Raw genomic sequence first — 24325 nt, forward strand, 5'->3', positions numbered from 1 at the left:
GGGGCTGCCTCCGCGCCGCGCGTGCCCGTAAGCTGTACGAGCCGTTCTCACACCTTACGTTCAGCTGCTCCGGAGCCCCCCTTGCCCAGCCCGTACCGCGCCATCTTCACCGCCCCGGGCAGCAGGGGTTTCTCCGCCGCGGGCTTCGTCGGCCGGCTGCCGCTCTCCATGATGGGCATCGGCATCGTCACGATGATCTCGCAGCTCACCGGCAGGTACGGGCTGGCCGGGGCGCTGTCGGCGATGGTGGCCCTGTCGGCCGCGCTGGCCGGCCCGCAGATCTCCCGCCTGGTCGACCTGCACGGCCAGCGGCGGGTGCTGCGCCCGGCCACCGTGGTGGCGCTGGCGGCGGTGGCGGGGCTGCTGCTCTCGGCGAAGTTCTCGCTGCCGGACTGGACGCTCTTCGTCTTCGCCGCCGGGATCGGCGCGGTGCCCTCGATCGGCTCGATGGTCCGGTCCCGGTGGGCCGCGCTCTACCGGGACCAGCCGCGCCAGCTGCACACCGCGTACTCCTTCGAGTCGGTGATCGACGAGGCCTGCTTCATCTTCGGCCCGATCGTCTCCATCGGCCTGTCGACGGCGTGGTTCCCGGAGGCCGGGCCGCTGCTGGCGGCGGTCTTCCTGGCGGCGGGCGTCTTCTCGCTCACCGCGCAGCGCTCCACCGAACCGGTCCCCCACCCGCGTGAGCACCACACCAAGGGCTCGGCGCTGCGCTCCACCGGGCTCCAGGTGCTGGTCGGCACCTTCGTGGCGACCGGCGCGATCTTCGGCGCGATCGACGTGGTCACGGTGGCCTTCGCCGAGGAGCAGGGGCACAAGGGCGCGGCCAGCCTGGTCCTCGCCACGTACGCCGCCGGATCGTGTCTGGCGGGGGTCGTCTTCGGGCTCCTGCACTTCGGCGGGGCGCCGGCCCGCAGGTGGCTGCTGGGGGTCTGCGCGATGGGCGTGAGTATGATCCCCCTCCAACTGGTCGGGAACCTGCCGTTTCTGGCCGTGGCACTGTTCGTGGCGGGCCTGTGCATCGCGCCGACGATGATCACGACGATGGCCCTCGTCGAGCAGCACGTGCCCCGCACGAAGCTGACCGAAGGCATGACCTGGGTGAGTACGGGTCTGGCGGTCGGCGTCGCTCTCGGCTCGTCGGTCTCCGGCTGGGTGATCGACGCGGCCGGGGCGAAGGCGGGGTACTGGGTTCCGGCGGCCGCCGGGGCCGCCGCGGTCCTCGTCGGGTTCCTGGGGTACCGCCGGCTGAGCAGCCCGGCGCCGCAGCGGGAGGGGCCTGATGGACGAGCAGACGCAGGGCAGCACAAGGACGGCGAGCCCGGTACGCACCCGGAACGGGACCTGGCGTAACTGGGCGGGGACGGTCGCGGCGCGCCCCGCACGCGAGACCGTCCCGGCCTCCACGGGGGAACTGGCGGGCGCGGTACGCGACGCCGCGTCGCGCGGGATGCGGGTGAAGGCGGTCGGCAGCGGCCACTCCTTCACCGCGGCGGCCGCCACCGACGGCCTGCTGATACGCCCCGAGCTGCTCACCGGCATCCAGATCGACCGCGACGCCGGCACGGTCACGGTCGCCGCCGGGACGCCGCTGAAGCGGCTCAACGTGGCCCTGGCCCGCGAGGGCCTGTCGCTGACCAACATGGGCGACATCATGGAGCAGACGGTGGCGGGGGCCGCCAGCACCGGCACCCACGGCACCGGGCGCGACTCGGCGTCGATCTCCGCGCAGATCACCGCGCTGGAGCTGGTCACCGCCGACGGCTCGGTCCTCACCTGCTCCCGCGAGAAGAACCCGGAGGTCTTCGCCGCCGCCCGGATCGGTCTCGGCGCGCTCGGCGTGATCACCTCGCTGACCTTCGCCGTGGAGCCGGTCTTCCTGCTGCGGGCCCGCGAGGAGCCGATGGGCTTCGAGCAGGTCACCGCGGAGTTCGACCAGCTCGTCGCGGAGAACGAGCACTTCGAGTTCTACTGGTTCCCGCACACCGGCAACTGCTCCACCAAGCGGAACAACCGCAGCGCCGGCCCCGCCGCTCCGGTGAGCCGCCTCAGCGGCTGGTTCGAGGACGAGTTCCTCTCCAACGGCGTCTTCCAGGCGGCCAACTCCCTGGGCCGCGCCGTCCCCGCCACCATCCCCTCCCTGGCCCGCGTCTCCAGCCGTGCCCTCTCCGCACGCACCTACACGGACATCCCGTACAAGGTCTTCACCTCCCCGCGCCGGGTCCGCTTCGTGGAGATGGAGTACGCGGTGCCGCGCGAGGCCCTGGTCCCCGCCCTGCGCGAGCTGCGCGCGATGGTGGACCGCTCCCCGTTGCGGGTCAGTTTCCCGGTGGAGGTGCGGACGGCGCCCGCCGACGACATCACCCTCTCCACCGCCTCGGACCGCGAGACCGCCTACATCGCGGTGCACCTCTACAAGGGCACGCCGTACCAGGCGTACTTCACCGCCGCCGAGCGGATCTTCACCGCCCACGAGGGCCGGCCCCACTGGGGCAAGATCCACACCAGGGACGCGGAGTACTTCGCCGAGGTGTACCCGCGGTTCACCGAGTTCACCGCGGTGCGCGACCGGCTCGACCCGGACCGGGTCTTCGGCAACGACTACCTGCGGCGCGTCCTCGGCGACTGACCGCGCGGCCCCGCGCCGGTCACCCGGCGGGGGCGTCCTCCCCGGGGGCACCGCCGGAGGGCGCGCCCTGGGAGGGCTGACCGGTCGGCTGCTCCGGCGCCCCGGTCGAGGGCGTCGGGGTCGGGGTCGGGGCGGGTGTCTCTCCCTCGCCGGTGGAGTCCTCGGGGGTGCCCGGTTCCTGGCCCGGCGCGGTGGGTGCGGGGCTGGAGCCGCCCTCGGGCGTGCCGGTGGACTCCGTCCCCTCCTCGGGGTCCTGCGGGGCCGGGGTGCCGGAGGGGTCGTCCGACGGCGACTGCCCGGACGGGCTCTCCCCCGGCGCGGGCGGCTTCTCCTCGTCCTGGTCGTCGGAGGGCCGGGAGCGGTCGCCGATGAGGTTGCTGACGGTGGGGCCCGCCTCGCCGCTCAGGGCGTGGTCGGAGACCAGCTCCCAGCCGGTGATGCCGCCCATCGCGAGGACGAAGACGGCGGCCGCGCTGATCAAGGGGCGCTTCCAGCGGCGGGTCCGGGTGTGGTGGGTGGTGGCCTCGCCGAAGTGCCCGGGGGCCGGGGCCGAGGCAGGCGGCGCGGTCCGCAGCAGGCGGGTGGCCTGGTCCGCCTCGGCGGCGGCCTCGGCCTGGCTGCCGAACGGGCGGGTCGCGCCGGAGCCGGCGGGGCCGGGGAGCCGGGCCGCCTCGGGGCCGGCCGTCCCCTCCGGGGTGGCCTGGCCTAGGAGCTGGGTGGCCGCCGGGCCGGCGGGGTGCGGCGGGGACGCCGGGCCCTCGGGGCGCGGGGCGGCCGGGTCCACCTGGCCCAGGAGCTGGGTCGCCTCGACGGCGGCCGGGGGCTCGCCCGGGGCGGGGTGGGAGAGGAGAGCGGGGTCCGCGGCGGCCACCCGGCCCGGGGCGGGGTCGGCGAGCGGGCCGGGGTCCGGCTCGGCGCGGAAGGTGCCGGGGACGTCCGGGCCGACCTCGCCCTTGGGGCGGGCGTGCGCGACGTCACGTATCTGCTCGCCGGTGCGGCGGAACAGGTGCTGGAAGACGGTGCCCCCGGTGGTGGCGACCACGCTCATCACGCCCGCGCCGATGACGGTGCCGTAGACACCGAGCTGCGAGGCGGCGACGGCGCCCGCGACCGCGGCCACGGCGCTGCCCGCGACCTGGGGGAGACTCAGGTCGATGCGCTTCTCCTCCTGTTGGGGCTCCTCGCCGCCTTGAGGATCGACTTCCTTCACCTGCGTGGTCTCGCGCATCTCCCGCCTCGTTTTCGCCCTTCTCGTTCACCCTGCACCACAAAACGACAATTGGGCGAATCGAATGGTTCCACTTCTGAGGGTTTTGTGAAGCAGGCCACCTCGCGGGCCCGCCGGACGGCAAATGCGTCGACCAACTCCCGCTCCCTGTGAGAAGTTCAGCGGCGTGCCGGTCCACCCCCGTGGCCCGAATGGAGTACTGTTGCGAGCCCTGGGTCCGGTCTCCCACCTGGGTTTCCTTCAGGCCCGCAGGGGTCGGCCGGAGTCGTCGGGAGAGGGCTTCACGGCACCGGGTGAGCAGCGCGGGCACGCCGCGCGGCGGAATCAGGAACGGCGACATCACGGTGGCGCGGGACTCACGTCCGGCCCGCCGGGCAACTCGGCAAGGTTGTGGTCGGCTGCACCCGGGCAGACCACACACGACTAGCGGAAGCAGCGACGCACGTGACGTCGGCAGGCACCACCCGGGAGGTCCCCATGCCCGAACTGCGTGTCGTGGCCGTCAGCAACGACGGCACACGGCTGGTGCTCAAAGCTGCGGACAGTACGGAGTACACGCTTCCGATCGACGAGCGGCTCCGGGCCGCCGTCCGCGGTGACCGCCCCCGTCTCGGCCAGATCGAGATCGAGGTCGAGAGCCACCTGCGCCCACGCGACATCCAGGCGCGGATAAGGGCCGGTGCCTCCGCCGAGGAGGTCGCCTCGCTCGCCGGAATCCCCGTGGACCGCGTCCGCCGCTTCGAGGGCCCCGTTCTCGCCGAGCGCGCCTTCATGGCCGAGCGCGCCCGGAAGACACCCGTCCGCCGCCCCGGTGAGAACACCGGCCCCCAGCTCGGCGAGGCCGTGCGCGAGCGCCTGCTGCTGCGCGGCGCCGACCGCGACACCGTGCAGTGGGACTCCTGGCGCCGCGACGACGGCACCTGGGAAGTCCTGCTGGTCTACGGCGTCGCCGGTGAGCGGCACTCGGCGAGCTGGAGCTACGACCCGCCTCGCCGGCTCGTCCAGGCCGTGGACGACGAGGCTCGCTCGCTGATCGGCGAGGCGGAGGACGTCTCGGCGCCCGAGCCCAGCTTCCCCTTCGTGCCGCGCATCGCCCGGCTGCCGAGGGAGCGTCCGGAGCGCCCCGAGCGCGGCCCGCACACCACCGAGCCGGACTCCGAGGAGCTGCCCGCCACCGCCGAGCAGGGCGGCCGGGACTCACTGACCAGCCTGCTGGAAGCGGTGCCGAGCTTCCGCGGCGACATGGTCGTGCCGGAGCGCCCGTCCGCCGAGCGCCCGCTGGAGGAGCCCGAGCAGGAGCAGGAGGCCGAGGAGCCGCCCGCTCCCGCCGCCTCGGCCGGCTCGGCCTACGCGGACGTGCTGATGCCGAGGGCCGTGGCGGCCCACCGCGACCGGCTGATCGGTTCCACCGACCGGCAGGCGGAGGCGGACGGCGTCCGGCCCGGCCGCCGGGCGGCCGTGCCGAGCTGGGACGAGATCGTCTTCGGCACCCGCCGCAAGAACAAGGAGTAGCGACACCTGCGCGCCGCCGGCCCGCTGAGGCACTGAGGAGAACGGCCCGTACACCGGTGAGGTGTACGGGCCGTTCCGCCGTGTACGGGATCAGCCCGGCTGCGCCCCCGTGGCCACCGGGCGGCCGGGGTCGGAGGACCAGTCGGACCAGGAGCCGACGTAGAGGGCGGCCGACACCCCGGCCACCGCCAGGGCCAGCACCTCGTGGGCGCCGGAGACGCCGGAGCCGCAGTAGACGCCGACCTCCTGGTCCGGGCCCGCGCCCAGGGCGGCGAAGCGGTCGGCGAGTTCGGCGGCGGGCCGCAGACGGCCGTCGTCGGTGGTGTTCTCGGTGGTCGGGGCGGAGAGGGCGCCCGGGATGTGGCCGCCGACCCGGTCGATCGGCTCGATGTCGCCCCGGTAGCGCTCGGCGGCGCGGGCGTCCAGGAGCACCCCGGAGGCGGCCAGCGCGGCGGCGCCGTCCGCGTCCAGCAGCGGCAACCGGCCCGGGTCCGGGACGAAGTCGCCCGGCTCCGGCTCCGGCACGTCCGTCTCCAGCGGGCCCTCCCACACGGCGAGCCCGCCGTCGAGGACCCGTACCGAGGGGTGTCCGGCCCAGCGCAGCAGCCACCAGGCGCGCGCCGCGGCCCAGCCCTGCCCACCGTCGTAGGTGACGACCGGGCGGGCGGTGCCCACCCCGGCCGCGCGCATCGCGGCGCCGAACCGCTCCACGTCGGGCAGCGGGTGGCGGCCGCCCTGCCCGGGGCCACCGGACAGCTCGCGGTCGAGGTCCACGTGGACGGCGCCGGGAAGGTGGCCGGCCAGGTAGGCGGGGCGCTGGTCCGGGCCGCCGAGCTGCCAGCGGACGTCGAGCAGCACGGGCGGGCGGGGGCCCGCCAGCTCCCCGGCGAGTTCGGTTGCGGAGATGATCGCGTTCATGGGGCCATCCTCGCGCACCGGCGCGCGGCCCTCCGCTCTCCCGCAGAAGCTGACCGGACCGACCGGACGGCGTACCGTCTGTACGGACTCACGTACACCGGGTGATCCCGGACTGTGACCTCAGGGCCATGGCGTGGCAACGGATGAGAAACGACGGATCGGGCAGGCTGCGCTTACGCGTGGTGCGGTCCGGGTGTGGCGCCCGGCCGTGCGGGACGCCGACGGCGGCGGACCGGCGGAGCGCGGCGCGCCCATCGACGGACGGTCCGAGGAGAGAGTGGCAGATGAGAGCGGTGCGGGGGCAGGGAATGGACCGGAGAGGCGAGCCGGCCGGCAGCCTGGAGCGGCCGGTGCCCGGAACACCCTGCTGGGTGAGCCTGATGGTCAACGACCTGGAAGCGACCCAGGAGTTCTACGGGCGGCTGTTCGGCTGGGAGTTCCGGCCCGGGCCCCAGCAACTGGGACCGTACACGCGGGCGTTGCTGGACGGCCGGGTGGTGGCCGGGATCGGGCGGATGCCCGAGGGGCGGCGGCTGCCGGTGGCGTGGACGCCGTATCTGGCGGCGCACGACGCGGACGAGACGGCCGGGACGGTGCGGCACTGCGGCGGCACGGTCGGAGTGGGTCCGCTGGACGCGGAGGACGCCGGGCGGATGGCCATCGCCACCGATCCGTCCGGTGCGATCTTCGGGATCTGGCAGGGCCGCGAACACCGGGGTGCCGCCGTCGAGGGGGTAGCCGGGTCGGTGCTCTGGAACGAGCTGGTGACACCGGCGACCTCAGGCGTCCTCCCCTTCTACCAGACGGCGTTCGGCTTCGAGGCGGAGCCGGTGGCGACCGAGGAGGACTCGGTGACGCTGCTGCTGGAGAAACGTCCGGTCGCCTCCGTGCAGGGGGCCGGGCAGGCGCTCGGTGAGCACGAGGCGCCGCACTGGCGGACCCACTTCGCCGTCGAGGACCCGGACGAGACCGTCAACCGGGTCATCGAGCTGGGCGGGCGGGTGCAGCGACCGCCGCGCGACGGCACGCACGGGCGGACCGCCACGGTGGCCGACCCGTCGGGCGCCGTCTTCACGGTGGCCCGCCCCCTGGGGCCGAGGGCGGCCGGGAACGCGGCCTGACGGCCGACCGGGCCCGGGCGGTGCCCCGCCCGGGCCGGGGCGTCAGGTGCGGACCTCCAGCAGCGGCACCAGCTGCTCGGCCGGAGTCATCGAACCGTGCATGCCGGTGAGGGCCGACTCGTTGGGCTCGCGGCGGGTGGCGGTGATCGCCACGTCGTCGCGGGCGGCGACGATGACGTCGCCGAGCCGGTCGCGGACCCGCTTCTCGACGTGCGGGCCGAACCAGCCCGCCTCGATCGCCTCGTCCTTGCCCGCGACCCAGCACTGCTCCCCCAGCACCTCGCGCCAGACGGTGCGCACGTCGGCGGCGGCACCCGGGACCGCGTAGACGTGGCGGGCGCGCCCCTCGCCGCCGAGGAGGCGTACGCCGGCGTTCAGCTCCCAGTCCTCGTCCACGTCGAAGCGGTGGTGGTCGCCGAAGGGGATGTCGACCATGCCGTGGTCGGCGGTGACGTAGAGGGCGCTGCGCGGCGGGAGCTGCTCGGCGAGGCGCTGGGCGAGCCCGTCGACGTACATCAGCTGGCCGCGCCAGGCGTCGGAGTCGACGCCGAAGCGGTGGCCCTTGCCGTCGACCTCGCTGTAGTACGTGTAGACCAGCGCGCGGTCCCCGGCGGCGAGCTGGGCGGCGGCCAGGTCCATCCGCTCCTCGCCGGAGAGGCGGCCGTGGAAGGTGCCGCCGCTGAGGGCGACCCGGGTGAGCGGGGTGTGGTGGAAGCCGGGGGCGGAGACCTGGGCGGTGTGCACCCCGGCCGCGTCGGCCAGCGAGAAGACCGTGGGGTACGGCTGCCAGGCGTGCGGGTCGGTCCACGGCTTCCAGCGGAGCTGGTTCATCAACTCGCCGCTGTCCGGATTGAGCGCGGTGTACCCCGGCAGGCCGTGCTCGCCGGGGGCGCGGCCGGTGCCGACGGAGGCGAGCGAGGTGGCGGTGGTGGCGGGGAAGCCCGCGGTGAGCGGCCGGCCGGTGCCGCCACGCGAGGTGGCGATGAGGGAGGAGAGGAACGGCGCCTCGGCCGGGTGGGCGAGGAGCTGGTGCCAGCCGAGCCCGTCGATGAGGAAGACGCAGTTGCGGTCGGCGGGCGGCAGCTCGGGGAGGGTCGCCGTCAGGCCCGCTACGCCGGAACCGGCGGCCAGCGTCGGCAGCAGGTCGGCGAGGGAGCCGGTGCCGTAGGCGGGGACCGGGGCGGAGGCGACGGAGAGGGGCTCGGGCCAGACGGAGTGGCCCATCAGCGGCCGGCCGGCGTGGCGGTGGCGGCCGTCGCCTCCGAGAGTGCCTGGGCGAAGGCGAGGGCCTGCCGGACGGTGTCGGGGCCGTCGCCGGCCTCGCTGACGCGCAGGCTCAGGTCGTCGGCGGTGGAGCTGCCGGTGTAACCGTGGTCGGCCTCGCAGTTGGGGTCGCCGCAGGCGGCGGGCTCCAGGTCGATGCGGGCGACGGCGCCCCAGCCGATGGTCAGGACGACCTCGCGGGGCAGGGTGCCCGGGGTGTACGACTCCGGGTTGGCGACGACGCGGCTGAGGACCACCGAGGAGATCCGGCCGGTCTTCACCGACTCGGTGGAGGTGGTGGCGAGGGGCGTCGGCGAGCCGGAGTCGGCGGCCTGCTCGTCGGTGTGGCTGACGATGAACCGGGTGGGGGTGAGGACCAGGACCGTGACGTGGCGGCGGACCTCGTTCGCGTCGAAGGTGGTCTCCTGATGGACCAGGTACGACGCGACGGGCTCGCCCCCCACGGCGGCCTCCACCGCCTCGGCCACGAGGGCCGGGTAGTAGCCGCTGCGCTCGATCGCCGCGCGCAGCCCCTGGGTCGTCGTACCGGTCTTTGCCATGCCGACCATCCTACGGGGGCGCACCGACCGCTGGGGACGGCCCGGACGAGGTGTCCTGTGCCCGCGCGAGGGTCAGTAGGCGGGCAGGGTGCGCGGGCCCAGATCGTCGCGGGCGGGCGGCGGGGCGAGGCGGACCGCGGCGCCGAGGACGCTGACGCCGCGGGGGGCGACGACCACCGGCTCCAACTGCACGTCGACCACCTCGGGGTGGTCGTCGACCAGCCGCGAGACCCGTTGCAGCAGCTCCTCCAGGGCCGGGGTGTCGACGGGTGCGGAGCCGCGCCAGCCGAAGAGGAGCGGGGCGGTCCGGATGGACCGGACCATCGCGGTGGCGTCCCGGTCGGTGACGGGGACGAGGCGGTGGGCGGTGTCACCGAGGAGTTCGGAGGGGGCCCCGGCGAGGCCGAAGGTGAGGACCGCCCCGGCAGCCGGGTCGATGACGGTGCGCACCACGGTGTCGACGCCGCGCGGCGCCATCGGCTGGACCACCGGCCGCAGCTCGGCCGGGGTGCCGAAGAGGCCGGTCAGCTCGGCGTACGCCTGGCGCAGCTGGGTCTCGTCGGCGAGGTCGAGGCGGACCCCGCCCAGGTCGGCGCGGTGGCGCAGATGGGGCGCGGTGGTCTTGAGGGCGACCGGGTAGCCCAGGTGGGCGGCGGCCCGGACGGCGGTGTCGGGGTCCGGCGCGGGCAGCGTGGGGCGGACGTCGACGCCGTAGCGGGCGAGGAGGGCGCGGGTGTCGTCGGCGCCGAGGGTGTGGGCGCGCGGCGCGCCGCCGGGCGCCTGGGCGTCGGCGGCGGCCAGCAGCCGGGTGATGTCGGCGGCGGCGCCCCGCTCGTCGATGTCCTCGTACTCCGGTACGCCGCCGGGCCGCTGCGCCTCGCGGCGCCACTGGGCGTACCGGACGGCCTCACCGAGGGCGCGGACGGCCCGCTCGGCGGCCGGGTAGGCGGGGATGCGGCGGGTGCGGGGGGCCGGGGGCGCCTCGTCGTCCGTGGCGGCGCCGGGGTCCGGGGCGGCGGGGCCGGGGGCGGGGCCGCGCTGGGTGGCGGGGCTGCCCGGGCCGGTGCCCGCGGCGGCGGAGAGGGCTTCGGCGAGGCCGCCGAGTTCCACGTGGACCACGACGACGGGCTTGTCGGGGGCGGTGGCGTGGGCGGCGCGCAGGGCGGCGCCGAGGGCCTCGCCGTCGGGGCGTTCGGGGACGCCGTCGGCGCCGACCCAGGGGATGGCGGTGACCACCACGGCGTCGCAGCCGTCGTCGGCGAGGGCGGCGGCCAACGCGGCCCGGAAGTCCTCGGGGGTGGCGTCGGTCGTCAGGTCGCGGGGCGGCAGCGGGCGCAGTCCCTCGGAGAGGCAGGCGTCGTAGCTGAGCAGGCCGAGCGACTCGGAGTTGCCGAGGATGGCGACGCGCGGTCCGGCGGGGAGCGGCTGCCCGGCGAGGAGCAGGCCGACGTCGACCAGCTCGGTGACGGTGTCCACCCGGATGACGCCGGCCTGGCGCAGCAGCGCGGAGACGGTGGCGTAGGGCAGGCGGGTGACGGGGGCCGGGTGGCCGGTGGGGGTGATGCCGCTGTGCCGGGCGCCCTGGACGACGACCAGCGGCTTGGCGGCGGCGGTGCGGCGGGCGAGGCGGGCGAACTTGCGGGGGTTGCCGATGGTCTCCAGGTACATCAGGGCGACGTCGGTGTGCGGGTCGTCGTACCAGTACTGCATGACGTCGTTGCCGGAGACGTCGGCGCGGTTGCCCGCGGAGACGAAGGTGGAGACGCCGGTCGGGTTGGGGACGCCGTCGGCGCCGCCGCCGTCGCGGTGGAGGGCGGAGAGCAGGGCGATGCCGATGGCACCCGACTGGGTGAAGAGGCCGACGCGGCCGGGGACGGGGAGTTCGGGGGCGAGGGAGGCGTTGAGGCGGGTCTCGGGGGTGGTGTTGATGACGCCGAAGGCGTTGGGGCCGATGACCCGCATGCCGTACGAGCGGGCCTGGCGGATCAGGGCGCGCTGGCGCTCGCGGCCCTCGGGGCCCTGTTCGGCGTAGCCCGCGGAGATCACCACGAGCCCCTGGACACCGTGTTCGCCGCACTCGGCGACGGCCTCGGGCACCCGTTCGGCGGGGACGGCGATGACCGCCAGGTCGACGGGTTCGGCGATGTCGCGGACGGAGCGGTGGGCGCGGACGGAGTCGAGGGTGTCGCCGGTGTCGGGGAAGCCCTGGTTGACGGCGTACACCGGACCGGTGAACCCGGCGCCCAGGATGTTCCGCAGGATGCTGCGGCCGACGCCGCCCAGGGCGCGGCCCACGCCGACCACGGCGACCGAGCCGGGGGCCAGCAGCCGCTGGACCGAGCGGGCCTCGGCGCGCTGCTCGCGGGCGTGCTGGACGGCGAGCGAGCGGTCAGTGGGCTCCAGGCCGAACTCCAGGCGGACCACGCCGTCCTCGAAGCTGCGCTTCTGCTGGTAGCCCGCGTCGGTGAAGACCTTGATCATCTTGGTGTTGGCGGGGAGCACCTCGGCGGTGAAGCGCCGGATGCCGCGCTCGCGGGCGACGGCAGCGATGTGCTCCAGCAGGGCGGAGGCGACGCCGCGGCCCTGGTGGGCGTCCTGGACGAGGAAGGCGACCTCGGCCTCGTCGGCCGGGGCGGAGGCGGGCATGCCGCGGGCGTCGATCCGGTCGTAGCGGACGGTGGCGATGAACTCGCCGCCGACCGTCGCGGCCAGCCCCACCCGGTCGACCTGGTCGTGGTGGGTGAAGCGGCGGACGTCCTTGGCGGACAGCCGCGGGTAGGGCGCGAAGAACCGGTAGTACTTCGACTCGTCCGACACCAGCTCGTAGAAACTGACCAGCCGGTCGGCGTCGTCGGCGGTGATGGGCCGGATGCGCGCGGTGCCGCCGTCGCGGAGCACGACGTCGGCCTCCCAGTGGGCGGGGTAGGCGTGCTGGTCCGACGGGGTCTGCATGGGAGCAGCGTACGGGTCGCGGGGCGGTCGGGCACGGGGCAGGCTGGGCCTTGTTCCGCGGGCCGCCGCAGGGTGGGGCGGGCGTCGCGGGGCGGGGACTCGGCGGGGCGCGGGCCGGGTGCGGATGTCCCTGACGGGACCGCTCCCCGACGTGTGGGAGTCTGGTCTAGACAACATCGTCCGGCAGATGACGGACGGAACGTCCGATTCGTGAAGGGCAGCAACAACATGGCTGAGCGCCGCGTCAACGTCGGCTGGGCCGAGGGCCTGCACGCCCGCCCCGCTTCCATCTTCGTCCGGGCCGCCACCGCCTCCGGCGTGCCGGTGACCATCGCCAAGCCGGACACCGCCCCGGTCAACGCCGCCTCCATGCTGGCGGTCCTCGGCCTCGGCGTGCAGGGCGGCGAGGAGATCGTCCTGGCCGCCGACGCCGAGGGCGCCGAGGCCGCCCTGGAGCGGCTGGCGAAGCTGGTGGCCGAGGGGCTGGACGAGCTTCCCGAGACCGTCTGAGGGGGCGGGGGGCGACCCGCCCGGGGGCGGTTTTGGCCGCGCGTGAGGCGCGGGGGCGGGTGGGTTCGCCACGGGCTCGGCCCCGGGGGCTGGCCGCCTGACGGCTTGGGTCGTCTCGCTCCCGCGCCCGCGCCGGAGACTCGGCCGCTCGGGACGGGGCGTCAGGTCGGGGGCTCCGGCAACCGAAAGGGGTGCGCCGCGTCCACCTGCGGGCTCCTCGCCCGAGGCGCGTTCGCCGCCGTCTCGGGATTCCGGTCGCGGGGACACATTCGCCGCCCGCTTCGGGGCTTCGAGCGCCGGCGTGCCTCCCGCGCCCGCACAGGGGCTTGGGCCGGCCCCCGGTCGCGTGCCGCACTCGCGTCAGGGCCCCGCCCGACGGTGCCGTTCTGCGCCCGCGGAGTCCGGCCCCGCATGGGTTCGTGCCGTCCCGCCCGCTTGCCGCCGTGTCCGGTGGTCAGGTGCGGCGCGCTGTCGTACGCGTGAGTTCCGGACGCCGTGACGACCCGCCAGCGCATGGCCGAGGGCCCGCACGTGTCCCCGCCGGAGCCCAGCCCGAAGCGCCCGAGGCTCTTCCCCGCCCCGACCCCGACGGCCGGAAGTCCCCGCGACATTCAGAAGACGGGCCATTGCGCGGATACGGGGCCGATGCATGGCGGACCGGGAGGCACCCGGAACGGGGCGTCCCGCCCGCACTGCTGGAATTCCTGTGGCGTCCAGGTAATTCGCGCATGCCGAATCAGCCCGCTGCCGGTGTGTCATTCCTCCCGCCTCGGGCGTGGGAATTCACGGAACACGTGCAGGCCGCGGAAGCCGCCTGCGACGCCGTTCGGAATTCGCTTTTCTTTGTATACGGTGCCCGTGTTAATTGCGGCCCCCCGAAGTGTTGACGGCATGTTGCGAACTGCTCACGCCGGCGGACCGGGGGCCGAAGCGGAGGCGGTGGACCGCTGTCGCGCGTTCGGCGTGCTGGGCGGTGAGGGCGCGTGCCCGCTCCGCGTCGCCGCGCGCCACCGCGTCGACGATCGCCCCGTGCTCGGCCCAGGACTCGACGGGGGCGGCGGGCGGGTCGACCGCGTACATCCAGGTGACCTTCTGCCGCAGCTGGGTCAGCAGGGCGGTGAGGCCGGGGCTGCCGGAGGCCTGGGCCAGTGTCTCGTGGAACCAGACGCCCAGGGACCGCAGGTCCTCCCCCTGCCCCAGCCGGGCGCGCTCCTGGCCCAGCCTGACCAGGCCCCGCAGTACCTTCAGGTGGGCGTCGGTGCGGCGCCTGGCGGCGCGGGCGGCGCCCAGCGGCTCCAGCAGCAGGCGGATCTCCAGCAGGTCGGCCGCCTCCTGCTCGGTGGGCTCGGCGACGCACGCCCCGGCGTGCCTGCGGGTGACGACGAACCCCTCGGCCTCCAGGGTGCGCAGCGCCTCGCGGACCGGGACGCGGGAGACGCCGTACCGGCGGGCGAGCTGCTCCTCGGTGAGGCGGGAGCCGCGCTCGTGCACACCGGAGACGATGTCCTCCCTGATCGCGGTGCATACCGATTGCGCGGGAACACCCATACCCATCCTCCGCCTCCGTACCGCGAAACGCGGACGTCCGAGTTCTCTTTCCGCGACTCTAAGGCAGGACGGGCCGATTTCCGACGGCGCCAGGTAATTCATGGATATCTTTTGGCCGGAAAGCGTTAGCAGGCGGCGTGCGCCCGGGTATGCCGAAGGCCCCGGTTCGGGAAGAATCCGGGGCCTTCGGGAAGAGTGCGCGGGCGGGGTGGGTCAGACGTCGACGCCGTGACCGCGCAGGTAGCCGACGGGGTCCATGTCGGTGCCGTACTCGGCGCCGGTGCGGGCCTCGAAGTGCAGGTGCGGGCCGGTGGAGTTGCCCGTGGAGCCGGAGACCGCGATCTGCTGGCCCGGAGTGACGGTCTGACCGACCTGGACGGTGGCCGACGTCAGGTGGCCGTACTGGGTGTAGGTGCCGTCGTGCATCTTGATGACGACCTCGTTGCCGTAGGCGCCGCCCCAGCCCGTCTCCACCACGGTGCCCGCGCCGACGGCGCGGACCACGCTGCCGGAGGGGGCGTGGAAGTCGACGCCGGAGTGGCTGCCGGAGGACCAGAGGCTGCCGCCGGTCTGGTAGCCGGTGGAGACGTAGGAGCCTTCCACGGGGCTGACGTACCGGTTGAGGCGCTCGCGTTCGGCGGCGCGGGCGGCCCGGACCTTCTCAGCACGCTTCTTCTCGGCCGCCCGCTTGGCCTCGGCGGCCCGGAGGCGCGCCGCCTCGACGACGGCCTGTTCGGCGGCGGCGTCCTCGGCGGCGAGGCGCTGGGCGGCGGCCTGGTCGCCGATCCGGTCGGCGAGGCTGTCGCCGATGGTGATGGCCTGGGTGAAGCCGGTGTGCACGGGGGCCTCGGCGGCCGCGGCCGGGGAGGCGAGGGTGCTCACCACGCCGGTGGTGGTGAGGGCGGCGACGCCGGCCAGGCCGGCCCCGGTGCGGGTGGCCCGGCGGGAGGGACGCCGGTGCTTCCCGGTGGGACGGGTGAACGCCATGGAGCGGCTGGTCCTTTCCTTCCTTCTCGCCTACCGGGTTAGCTGACGGGTTCGGAGCAGGAAGGTCTCCTACGGGCCCCTCGCGAGAGGCACCCGATTCACCCCTGGGACGTGGGTCCCCGGTTCCCCGGGCTCGCGCCCTGCGGGGATTCGGCGATGACTGCCCGTTCGCCACGGGTGTGGCGGATGCGTCGGCCGGACAGCCGCAGAGACGTTAATCGGCACTTCTGTCGCGCTACAAACCGAACGCCGCTTTTGTAGCGCACACCACAGGGCAGACAGGGTGTCACCCCCGCGAACCGGACATCAGCGGCGAGGCGTGGACATGACGGAACCCCGGCCGCCGCGAGGGCTTCCGGGGTTCCGCGTCCGCGGCTGAGCGGATGTCAGCCGAGAGGAGCTGATCGTTCGTCAGCCGGTGACCACGCTGACCTCGCCGATGCCGAGCGCGCGCACGGGCTCGGCGATCCGCGAGGCGTCGCCGACCAGCACCGTCACCAGCCGGTCGGCCGGGAAGGCGCTGACCACGGCGGCGGTCGCCTCGGTGGTGCCGGTGTCGGCCATCATGCGGTACAGCCGCGCCTGGAAGTCGTCCGGCAGGTGCTGCTCGACCTGGTCGGCGAGGGTGGAGGCGACGGCGGCGGCCGTCTCGTACTTGAGCGGCGCCACCCCGACGAGGTTCTGGACGGCCGTGTCCAGCTCGGCGTCGGTCAGCCCCTCGGCGGCGAGGGTGCGCAGCACCTTCCAGAGGTCATCCAGGGCCGGTCCGGTGGACTCGGTGTCGACGGAGCCGCTGATGGCGAGCATCGCCGCGCCGGTCCCCTCCGGGGTGGAGCGCAGCACCTGGGCGAAGGCCCGCACGCCGTACGTGTAGCCCTTCTCCTCGCGCAGAACGCGGTCCAGACGGGAGGTCAGGGTGCCGCCGAGGCTGTACGTGCCGAGCACCTGGGCGGGCCAGACCCGGTCGTGCCGGTCGGGTCCGACACGGCCGATGAGCAGCTGGGTCTGGACGGCGCCGGGGCGGTCCACGATGACGACGCGCCCGGTGTCGTCGGCGGTGACCGGCGGGACCGGGTTGGGCCGGCCCGCGTCGCCCTGCCAGGCGCCGAGGCTCTGGGCGAGGAGGGCGTCGAGGTCGGTGCCCTCCAGGTCGCCGACGACCACGGCGGTGGCGGTGGCCGGGCGGACGTGCCGCTCGTAGAAGGCGCGGACGGCCGCCGCGTCGATCCGCTCGACGGTCTCCTCGGTGCCCTGGCGGGGCCGGGAGATGCGCGAGTCGGCCGGGAAGAGCTGCCGGGACAGCTCCTTGGCGGCGCGGCGGGCCGGGTTGGCCTGCTCGTGCGGGATCTCGTCGAGGCGGTTGCGGACCAGCCGCTCGACCTCGGCCGTCTCGAAGGCGGGGGCCCGCAGCGCGTCGGCGAGCAGCCCGAGCGCCTTCTCCAGCCGGGAGACCGGGACCTCCAGGGAGAGCCGGACGCCGGGGTGGTCGGCGTAGGCGTCGAGGGTGGCGCCGCAGCGCTCCAGCTCGGCGGCGAACTCCTCGGCACTGTCCCGGTCGGTGCCCTCGCTGAAGGCGCGCGCCATGATGGTGGCGAGGCCGTCGAGCCCGGCGGGCTCGGTGTCCAGCGGGCTGTCGAGGAGCACCTCGACGGCGACGACCTGCTGGCCGGGGCGGTGGCAGCGCAGCACCGTCAGGCCGTTGTCCAGGGTGGTGCGCTCGGGGGCGGGGAAGGCCCACGGGCGGGGCGCTCCCCCGGCCGGCTGCGGGTGGAGATCCATGGCGGGGGTGATGACGTCACTCACTGGCTGCGGCCTCCTCGCCGGTCGCGGCGTCGGTGTTGTCGGCTTCCTCGGGGGTGAGCGGCTCGTAGACGAGGACCGCGCGGTTGTCCGGGCGGAGCCGCTCGGCGGCGGCCTGGCGGACCTCGTCGGCGGTGATCTCCAGCACTCGGCCGACCGCGCTGAGGGCGAGCTGCGGGTCGCCGAAGAGGACGGCGTACCGGCAGAGTTCGTCGGCGCGCCCGGCCACGGTGCCGAGCCGGTCCAGCCACTCGCGCTCCAGCTGGGCCTGGGCGCGCTCCATCTCCTCGTCCGTCGGGCCCTCGGCGGCGAAGCGGGCCAGCTCCTCGTCGACGGCGGCCTCGATGACGGGGATCTCGACGTCCCCCGAAGCCTTGACGTCCAGCCAGCCGAGCGAGGGCGCGCCGGCCAGCCGCAGCAGGCCGAAACCGGCGGCGACGGCCGAGCGGTCGCGGCGGACCAGGCGGTTGTAGAGCCGGGAGGACTCGCCGCCGCCGAGGACGGTGAGCGCCACGTCGGCGGCGTCGGCGGCGCGGGTGCCGTCCTCCGGGAGGCGGTAGGCGGCCATCAGGGCGCGCGCGGGGACCTCCTCGCGGACGACCTCGCGCAGTTCACCGCCGATGGTGTCGGGCAGCGAGCCGTCCCGCGGGGGCTGCTTGCCGTCGTGGCCGGGGATCGAGCCGAAGTACTTCTCGACCCAGGCGAGGGTCTGCTCCGGGTCGATGTCGCCGACGACGGAGAGCACGGCGTTGTTCGGCGCGTAGTACGTGCGGAAGAACTGCCGGGCGTCCTCCAGCGTGGCCGCGTCCAGGTCGGCCATCGAGCCGATGGGCGTGTGATGGTACGGGTGGCCCTCCGGGTAGGCGAGGGCGGTGAGCTTCTCGAAGGCGGTGCCGTAGGGCACGTTGTCGTAACGCTGGCGGCGCTCGTTCTTGACGACGTCGCGCTGGTTCTCCATCGACTCGTCGTCCAGGGCCGTCAGGAGGGTGCCCATGCGGTCGGCCTCCAGCCAGAGGGCGAGCTCCAGCTGGTGGGCGGGCATGGTCTCGAAGTAGTTGGTCCGCTCGAAGCTGGTGGTGCCGTTGAGCGAGCCGCCGGCGCCCTGGACCAGTTCGAAGTGGCCGTTGCCCTTCACCTGGGCGGAGCCCTGGAACATCAGGTGCTCGAAGAGGTGGGCGAGGCCGGTGCGCCCCTTGACCTCGTGGCGCGAGCCGACGTCGTACCAGAGGCAGACCGCGGCGACCGGGGTCAGGTGGTCCTCGGAGAGCACCACGCGCAGGCCGTTGGCCAGGCGGTGCTCGGTCGCTGTCAGGCCGCCGGAGGCGGCCCGCGCTGTGGCCGTGTCACCCATGGGCAGGTACGTCCCTTCGCTCGCGAATTCTGGAGAAGTCCTCTCAGTCCTGTCACTCTATGCAACCGTGCCGACAGGGGGCGAAGTTCCCGCCGGAAGGCACGCGAAGGACGGGGCGCGGTCGGCGTTGTCCGTGGCGCGGTCCACAATGGTCGGCGTCATGTCCAGACCTTGTTGGTGAAGGAGCCGCAGCAGCGATGGCCCGCCGCAGCACGAAGACCCCGCCACCGGACGACTTCGAGGAGCGCATCCTCGACATCGACGTTGTCGACGAGATGCAGGGCTCCTTCCTGGAGTACGCCTACTCGGTGATCTACTCGCGTGCCCTCCCCGACGCGCGGGACGGCATGAAGCCGGTGCACCGGCGGATCGTCTACCAGATGAACGAGATGGGGCTGCGCCGCGAGCGCGGCTACGTGAAGTGCGCCCGGGTGGTCGGCGACGTGATGGGCAAGCTCCACCCGCACGGCGACACCTCGATCTACGACGCGCTGGTGCGCATGGCGCAGCCGTTCTCCATGCGGCTGCCGCTGGTCGACGGCCACGGCAACTTCGGTTCGCTGGGGAACGACGACCCCCCGGCCGCGATGCGGTACACCGAGTGCCGGATGGCCGACGCCACCTCCCTGATGACGGAGTCGATCGAGGAGAGCACGGTCGACTTCGCGCCCAACTACGACGGCCAGGAGCAGGAACCGGTGGTGCTCCCCGCCGCCTTCCCCAACCTCCTGGTCAACGGCGCGTCGGGAATCGCGGTCGGCATGGCCACCAACATGCCGCCGCACAACCTCGGCGAGGTCGTCGCCGCCGCCCGCCACCTCATCAAGCACCCGGGCGCCGACCTGGAGACCCTGATGCGGTTCGTCCCGGGTCCCGACCTGCCGACCGGCGGGCGGATCGTGGGGCTGGGCGGGGTGCGCGACGCGTACGCCAACGGGCGCGGCACGTTCAAGATCCGCGCCACGGTCGCGGTGGAGAACGTCACGCCGCGCCGCAAGGGGCTGGTCGTCACCGAGCTGCCGTTCAGCGTCGGCCCGGAGAAGGTCATCTCCAAGATCAAGGACCTGGTCGGCGCGAAGAAGCTCCAGGGCATCGCCGACGTCAAGGACCTCACCGACCGCGAGCACGGCCTGCGGCTGGTCATCGAGATCAAGAACGGCTTCGTGCCGGAGGCCGTGCTGGAGCAGCTCTACAAGCTGACGCCGATGGAGGAGTCCTTCGGCATCAACAACGTCGCCCTGGTCGACGGCCAGCCGCTCACCCTCGGCCTCAAGGAGCTGCTGGAGGTCTACCTGGACCACCGGTTCACCGTGGTCCGCCGCCGCAGCGAGTTCCGGCGCGGCAAGAAGCGGGACCGGCTCCACCTGGTCGAGGGCCTGCTGGTGGCGCTCATCGACATCGACGAGGTCATCCGGATCATCCGGGACAGCGAGAACTCCGCGGAGGCCCGCGAGCGGCTCATCGAGCGGTTCTCACTGAGCGACATCCAGACGCAGTACATCCTGGACACCCCGCTGCGCCGCCTCACCCGCTTCGACCGGATCGAGCTGGAGTCCGAGCGGGACCGGCTCAACGCCGAGATCGAGGAGCTGACGCGGATCCTCGACTCCGACGCGGAGCTGCGCAAGCTGGTCTCCTCGGAGCTGGCCGCGGTCGCGAAGAAGTACGGCACGGACCGGCGTACGGTGCTGCTGGAGTCGTCCGGCGCGGCCGCCGCGGTGCCGCTCCAGGTGGAGGACACGCCCTGCCGGGTGCTGCTCTCCTCGACGGGGCTGCTGGCGCGGACCGCCGACGACCAGCCGCTGGCCGAGGCGCCGAAGCGGGTCAAGCACGACGTGATCGTCTCGGCGGTGGCGGCGACGGCCCGCGGCGAGGTCGGCGCGGTCACCTCGGCCGGGCGGCTGCTGCGGCTCCAGGTGATCGACCTGCCGCAGCTGCCGGGGACGGACACCTCGCCGAGCCTGTCGGGCGGCGCGCCGGTCGCGGAGTTCCTCACCCTGGAGGCGGACGAGCGGCTGATCTGCCTGACCGGCCTGGACGAGTCCTCGCCGGGGCTCGCGCTCGGCACGGCGCAGGGCGTGGTGAAACGCGTGGTGCCCGACTACCCCTCGCACAAGGAGGAGTTGGAGGTCATCACGCTCAGGGACGGCGACCGGATCGTCGGCGCGACGGAGCTGCGCACCGGCGAGGAGGACCTGGTCTTCATCACCGACGAGGCGCATCTGCTGCGCTTCCCGGCGTCGGTGGTCCGCCCGCAGGGGCGGCCGGCCGGCGGTATGGCCGGGGTGAAGCTGAGTGAGGGCGCCCGGGTGGTGTCGTTCACGGCGGTCGACCCGTCCGTGGAGGCGGTGGTGTTCACGGTGGCCGGGTCGCGCGGCACGCTCGACGACTCGGTGCAGACCACGGCGAAGGTGACGCCCTTCGACCAGTACCCGCGCAAGGGCCGGGCCACCGGCGGGGTGCGCTGCCAGCGGTTCCTGAAGGGCGAGGACTGCCTGAGCTTCGCCTGGGCGGGCCCGTCCCCGGCCCACGCGGCACAGCGCAACGGGACTCCGGCGGAGCTCCCCGAGCCGGACCCGCGCCGCGACGGCTCGGGCGTCTCGCTGCCCAAGCCGGTGGCGGCGGCGGCCGGCCCGGTCGGCTGACCCCCCGTCCCGGGGTGGTGTACGCCCCCGGGAACTCCGCCCCGGCGCTCGCTGCGCGCCGGGGCGGAGTGCGTTCAGGCGGCGGTCACGCCGTACGAGGGTTCAGGCGGTCACGCCGTAGGCAGGGCCTCCCCCGGTTCCCGGGCGGCGGCCTCGCCGCGCAGGGCGTCCGGGTCGTCGGGGTCGGCGGTGTCCTCGTCCTCGCGGACGAAGCGCAGGACGCTCCACAGGTGGCGTTCGTCGGCCTCCCCGGTGAGGTCGCGGCAGCCGTCGAGCCCGGTGGTGAGGGCGTCGGGGTCGATGCCGGAGCCGATCAGCACGAGCTGGCTGCGGTGCTCCTCGCCGGGCTCCCAGGGGCGCGGGGCGAACCGCAGGAAGCGGCCGACGGCGTGCACGGTGTAGACGTGGTCGGGGTCGAGCGGGCCGAAGTCCACCACCCCCTTGATGCGGTAGAGCCCTTCGGGCCGGGCGTCGAGGAAGTCCATGAGCAGGCGCGGGTGGAGCGGCGTGGCGGAGGAGAAGGCAGCGCTGTCGTAGGCGGCGTGCAGGTGCCCGTCGTGGTCGTCGCCGTGGTCCGCGCAGGCCCCGTCCTCGGCCTCGTCCTCCTCGCGGGCGTCGTCGAAGGAGAGCTGACCGTAGCGTTCGGCCTGCGGGCGCCGGTCGAAGAGGAGTTCCGGGTCGATGCGGCCGTAGGAGGCGGTGGTGACGGCGCCGTGCTCGGCGCGCTCGCGTACGGCGGCGAGCAGGCGGTCGAGCTCGGCGGGGGCGACCCGGTCGGTCTTGTTGAGGACGACCAGGTCGGCGGCGGCGAGGTGCCGGTCGACCTCGGGGTGCCGCTCGCGGGTCGCCTCGTACTCGGCGGCGTCGACCACCTCGACCAGGCCGCCGTAGAGGGTGTGCGGGTTCTCGCTGGCGAGGATCATGCGGACCAGCTCGACCGGTTCGGCCAGGCCGCTCGCCTCGACGACGATGACGTCGAGCCCGGCCTCGGGGCGGGTCAGCCGCTCCAGGTAGGTGTCGAGTTCGGCGACGTCGACGGCGCAGCACAGGCAGCCGTTGCCCAGGGAGACGGTGGAGCCGACCTGCCCGGCGACGGTCATGGCGTCGATCTCGATGGCGCCGAAGTCGTTGACGAGGGCGCCGATGCGGGTGCCCCGGCTGCTCCGGAGCAGGTGGTTGAGGAGCGTGGTCTTGCCCGAGCCGAGGAATCCGGCGAGGACGACGACCGGGATCTGCTGCCTGCCCACCGAGAGGTCCTTTCCACCGTGCCGGTGCCGGGACCGGCACGGGCCCCGGCGCCCGCCCTGGCCGGGCGGGCGTCCCAGGATACGGCGGGCACGGACCGGGCCCGGCGCCCCCACAGGCCACCGGGCCCGGCCGGTCAGGAGGCCGCCCGCTCGCGCAGCCAGACAGCGGTGTCGGCGGGCAGCGATCCGTCGGCGCCGAGCGGACCGCTGGCCAGCAGCAGTTCGGCGCCGTCGGGCACGGGCGCGGGTCCTTACCGAGGTCGACCAGGCACAGCACCGCGCCGGGGCGGTGGAAGGCCAGTACCTCCTCGGGGCTGTCGAGCCACTCCAGGGGGCCGTCGCCGAGGCCCGGGGGGGGCGCGGCGCAGGGCGAGGGCGGTCCGGCTCCCAGGGGCAGCTGAGGAAGGCGAAGTCGAAGGCGGTGTGGAGTTCGTCGGGGCGCAGGTAGCGTGCGAACCGCTCGCTGTCGGGGAGCCACACCTCGCCGACGAAGACGGCGCCGTACTGGTCGGCGACGGCCCGCCAGGAGCGGTAGATGTCGTGCAGCTCGTCCCGGTCGAGGTAGGGGTGCGGGTCCTCGCCGGGGGTGAAGCCGGGCAGGGCCGGGTCCTTGGCGGGGAGCGCGGCGGAGTCGATGCGGACCCCGGCGACGCCCCGTTCGAACCAGAAGCGCAGGATCTCCTCGTGCTCGGTGCGGACGTCCGGGTGGGCCCAGTTGAGGTCGGGCTGTTCGGGGGCGAAGAGGTGCAGGTACCACTCGCCGTCGGGCAGCCGCGTCCAGGCGGGCCCGCCGAACTCCGACTGCCAGCCGTTGGGGGCGCGTTCGCCGTGCTCGCCGCGTCCGGGGCGGAAGCGGAAGAGGTCGCGGGAGGGGCCGCCGGGGCCTTCGGCGAGGCGTACCAGGGGTTGCACCAGAGCGCGTCGACGCCGAGTTGCGCGAGGTAGGGCAGTCTGGCGCGGACACCGGCGAGGTCTCCGGTGCCGTCACCGTCGGCGTCGGCGAAACTGCGTACGTACACCTGGTAGATGACGGCCGAGCGCCACCAGTCCGAGTCCGGCACGGGGGGTCCTTTGTTGCGGCCGACCGCGTCCGACGAGACGCGGCTCCCCGGTTCCCGGACCCCGCCCGGGTTAGGGTCGCCGTTGTGAGTACGTGTGCACGAGCCGCGCTCGACCTGCGCGAACCGCTCGCCGGAACAGCCGCCACCGCCCGCACCTGGCTCCTGGTGGAGCAGCCCGGCCCGTGGGGCGCCCGCGCCCTCACCGCCAGCCGCCTCGACCCCGCGCTCGGCGCCGCCCTGGAGGCCGCCGCCGAGTCCACCGGCGTCCGCCTCGCCCTGATCCGCCGCCCCGGCGGACAGCCCGCCGACCCCGGCGGCCCCCGGGTCTACGCCGCCCACACACTCCCCGGCCGCGCCTGGACGCACACCGCGCGCCTGGCCGACCCGGAGGCTCTGCGCGCCCTCGACCTCCCCGCGCTCGGCGCCGGGGACCCGGCCAGCTTCGAGGCGCTCGGCGGGGCGCCGTACGACGGGCCGCCGCTGGCCCTGGTGTGCACCAACGGCAAGCGGGACAAGTGCTGCGCCGTGCTGGGCCGTCCGCTCGCCGAGGAACTGGCCCAGGCCGCGCCCGAGGCCGTCTGGGAGATCACCCACCTCGGCGGCCACCGCTTCTCCCCCACCCTGCTGGTCCTGCCGCACGGCTACGCCTACGGCCGCGCCTCCGCCCCCGAGGTCAAGGAGATCCTGCGGGCCACCGCCGCGGGCGAGGTCGTGGTGGACGGCTGCCGGGGCCGCTCCTGCTGGGAGCGGCCGGGTCAGGCCGCCGAACTGGCCCTGCGGAAGCGGCTGCCCGGCGCCGGACCCGACGACCTCGCGGTCACCGCCGTCCGGGGCGCGGCACCCCGCTGGGAGGTGACCCTGGACCACCGCGACGGCCGCCGATGGCGGGTCACCGTGGCCGAGGGCGCCTCCCGTCCGCCGCGCCCGGAGTCGTGCGACGGGGCTCCGGCGGCACCCCGGCGGATGGATGTGCTGGCGGTGCGCGAGGGCTGA

17 protein-coding genes, 1 pseudogene and 1 riboswitch are annotated in these 24325 nt (G+C 74.5%); of the genes and pseudogenes, 7 read left to right on the forward strand and 11 right to left on the reverse strand.

The genetic code is table 11. The features are described from left to right. The first annotated feature begins 81 nt into the window (after positions 1 to 81). Positions 82 to 1353, forward strand: a complete 1272-nt coding sequence (locus ACFWMZ_RS11745) for an MFS transporter (protein ID WP_383176243.1) — start codon at positions 82 to 84, stop codon at positions 1351 to 1353. Beyond that, positions 1283 to 2629, forward strand: a complete 1347-nt coding sequence (locus ACFWMZ_RS11750) for a D-arabinono-1,4-lactone oxidase (protein WP_383176240.1) — start codon at positions 1283 to 1285, stop codon at positions 2627 to 2629. Before ACFWMZ_RS11745 ends, ACFWMZ_RS11750 begins: the two co-directional genes overlap by 71 nt. A gap of 19 nt (positions 2630 to 2648) precedes the next feature. On the opposite strand, the gene ACFWMZ_RS11755 is transcribed toward ACFWMZ_RS11750, so the two are convergent. Beyond that, positions 2649 to 3857, reverse strand: a complete 1209-nt coding sequence (locus tag ACFWMZ_RS11755) for a hypothetical protein (RefSeq protein ID WP_383201063.1) — start codon at positions 3855 to 3857, stop codon at positions 2649 to 2651. Positions 3858 to 4334: 477 nt separating this feature from the next. Between ACFWMZ_RS11755 and sepH the strand changes: the two genes are divergently transcribed. After that, positions 4335 to 5369, forward strand: coding sequence for a septation protein SepH (sepH, locus tag ACFWMZ_RS11760; RefSeq protein ID WP_383176234.1), 1035 nt, complete (start codon positions 4335 to 4337; stop codon positions 5367 to 5369). A 90-nt stretch (positions 5370 to 5459) separates the two neighbouring features. On the opposite strand, the gene ACFWMZ_RS11765 is transcribed toward sepH, so the two are convergent. Further along, positions 5460 to 6287: a sulfurtransferase gene (locus ACFWMZ_RS11765; protein WP_383201066.1), complete on the reverse strand. Its 828-nt coding sequence runs from the start codon at positions 6285 to 6287 to the stop codon at positions 5460 to 5462. Positions 6288 to 6667: 380 nt separating this feature from the next. On the opposite strand from ACFWMZ_RS11765, the gene ACFWMZ_RS11770 reads away from it, so the two are divergent. Further along, positions 6668 to 7408: a VOC family protein gene (locus tag ACFWMZ_RS11770; protein ID WP_383176389.1), complete on the forward strand. Its 741-nt coding sequence runs from the start codon at positions 6668 to 6670 to the stop codon at positions 7406 to 7408. 42 nt (positions 7409 to 7450) lie between these two features. Here ACFWMZ_RS11770 and ACFWMZ_RS11775 read toward each other — a convergent pair whose 3' ends face one another. From ACFWMZ_RS11775 to ACFWMZ_RS11785, 3 genes are all read right to left on the reverse strand, one after another. Continuing rightward, positions 7451 to 8632, reverse strand: a complete 1182-nt coding sequence (locus ACFWMZ_RS11775; RefSeq protein WP_383176228.1) for an alkaline phosphatase family protein — start codon at positions 8630 to 8632, stop codon at positions 7451 to 7453. Then, positions 8632 to 9231 carry a DUF5998 family protein gene (locus ACFWMZ_RS11780; RefSeq protein ID WP_383176225.1) on the reverse strand — a complete coding sequence of 200 codons (600 nt, stop codon included), beginning with the start codon at positions 9229 to 9231 and terminating at the stop codon, positions 8632 to 8634. Before ACFWMZ_RS11780 ends, ACFWMZ_RS11775 begins: the two co-directional genes overlap by 1 nt. A 72-nt stretch (positions 9232 to 9303) precedes the next feature. Further along, the gene (locus ACFWMZ_RS11785) at positions 9304 to 12183 is read right to left on the reverse strand and encodes a GNAT family N-acetyltransferase (RefSeq protein ID WP_383201069.1); all 2880 of its coding nucleotides are present in this window, start codon (positions 12181 to 12183) and stop codon (positions 9304 to 9306) included. A gap of 228 nt (positions 12184 to 12411) precedes the next feature. Between ACFWMZ_RS11785 and ACFWMZ_RS11790 the strand changes: the two genes are divergently transcribed. Further along, positions 12412 to 12693 carry an HPr family phosphocarrier protein gene (locus ACFWMZ_RS11790; RefSeq protein ID WP_383176386.1) on the forward strand — a complete coding sequence of 94 codons (282 nt, stop codon included), beginning with the start codon at positions 12412 to 12414 and terminating at the stop codon, positions 12691 to 12693. A gap of 861 nt (positions 12694 to 13554) precedes the next feature. Here ACFWMZ_RS11790 and ACFWMZ_RS11795 read toward each other — a convergent pair. The 4 genes from ACFWMZ_RS11795 to ACFWMZ_RS11810 form a co-directional block, all read right to left on the reverse strand. Then, positions 13555 to 14241, reverse strand: a complete 687-nt coding sequence (locus tag ACFWMZ_RS11795) for a GntR family transcriptional regulator (protein ID WP_383176219.1) — start codon at positions 14239 to 14241, stop codon at positions 13555 to 13557. A 213-nt stretch (positions 14242 to 14454) separates the two neighbouring features. Continuing rightward, positions 14455 to 15228, reverse strand: a complete 774-nt coding sequence (locus ACFWMZ_RS11800) for a M23 family metallopeptidase (RefSeq protein WP_383201072.1) — start codon at positions 15226 to 15228, stop codon at positions 14455 to 14457. Positions 15229 to 15241: 13 nt separating this feature from the next. After that, positions 15242 to 15394, reverse strand: a riboswitch (cyclic di-AMP (ydaO/yuaA leader). 245 nt (positions 15395 to 15639) lie between these two features. Then, a complete protein-coding gene (locus ACFWMZ_RS11805; protein WP_383176384.1) occupies positions 15640 to 17007 on the reverse strand; it encodes a M16 family metallopeptidase in 1368 nt (455 codons plus the stop codon). A 16-nt stretch (positions 17008 to 17023) separates the two neighbouring features. Beyond that, positions 17024 to 18379, reverse strand: a complete 1356-nt coding sequence (locus ACFWMZ_RS11810; RefSeq protein ID WP_383176213.1) for a M16 family metallopeptidase — start codon at positions 18377 to 18379, stop codon at positions 17024 to 17026. Between the two features lie 197 nt (positions 18380 to 18576). Between ACFWMZ_RS11810 and ACFWMZ_RS11815 the strand changes: the two genes are divergently transcribed. After that, positions 18577 to 21024 carry a DNA topoisomerase (ATP-hydrolyzing) subunit A gene (locus ACFWMZ_RS11815; protein WP_383176210.1) on the forward strand — a complete coding sequence of 816 codons (2448 nt, stop codon included), beginning with the start codon at positions 18577 to 18579 and terminating at the stop codon, positions 21022 to 21024. 110 nt (positions 21025 to 21134) lie between these two features. Here the strand turns inward: ACFWMZ_RS11815 and ACFWMZ_RS11820 are convergent, their stop codons facing one another. Both ACFWMZ_RS11820 and ACFWMZ_RS11825 read right to left on the reverse strand, forming a co-directional pair. Beyond that, a complete protein-coding gene (locus tag ACFWMZ_RS11820; protein ID WP_383176207.1) occupies positions 21135 to 22271 on the reverse strand; it encodes a CobW family GTP-binding protein in 1137 nt (378 codons plus the stop codon). 369 nt (positions 22272 to 22640) lie between these two features. Then, positions 22641 to 23332, reverse strand: a pseudogene (locus tag ACFWMZ_RS11825) (alpha-amylase family glycosyl hydrolase); the annotation flags it as partial. A gap of 84 nt (positions 23333 to 23416) precedes the next feature. Here ACFWMZ_RS11825 and ACFWMZ_RS11830 point away from each other — a divergent pair. Continuing rightward, on the forward strand, positions 23417 to 24325 hold the full coding sequence (locus tag ACFWMZ_RS11830; protein ID WP_383201075.1) for a sucrase ferredoxin: 909 nt from the start codon (positions 23417 to 23419) through the stop codon (positions 24323 to 24325).

The sequence above is a fragment of the Streptomyces sp. NPDC058373 genome (assembly GCF_042723275.1).
Taxonomy (GTDB): Bacteria; Actinomycetota; Actinomycetes; order Streptomycetales; family Streptomycetaceae; genus Streptomyces.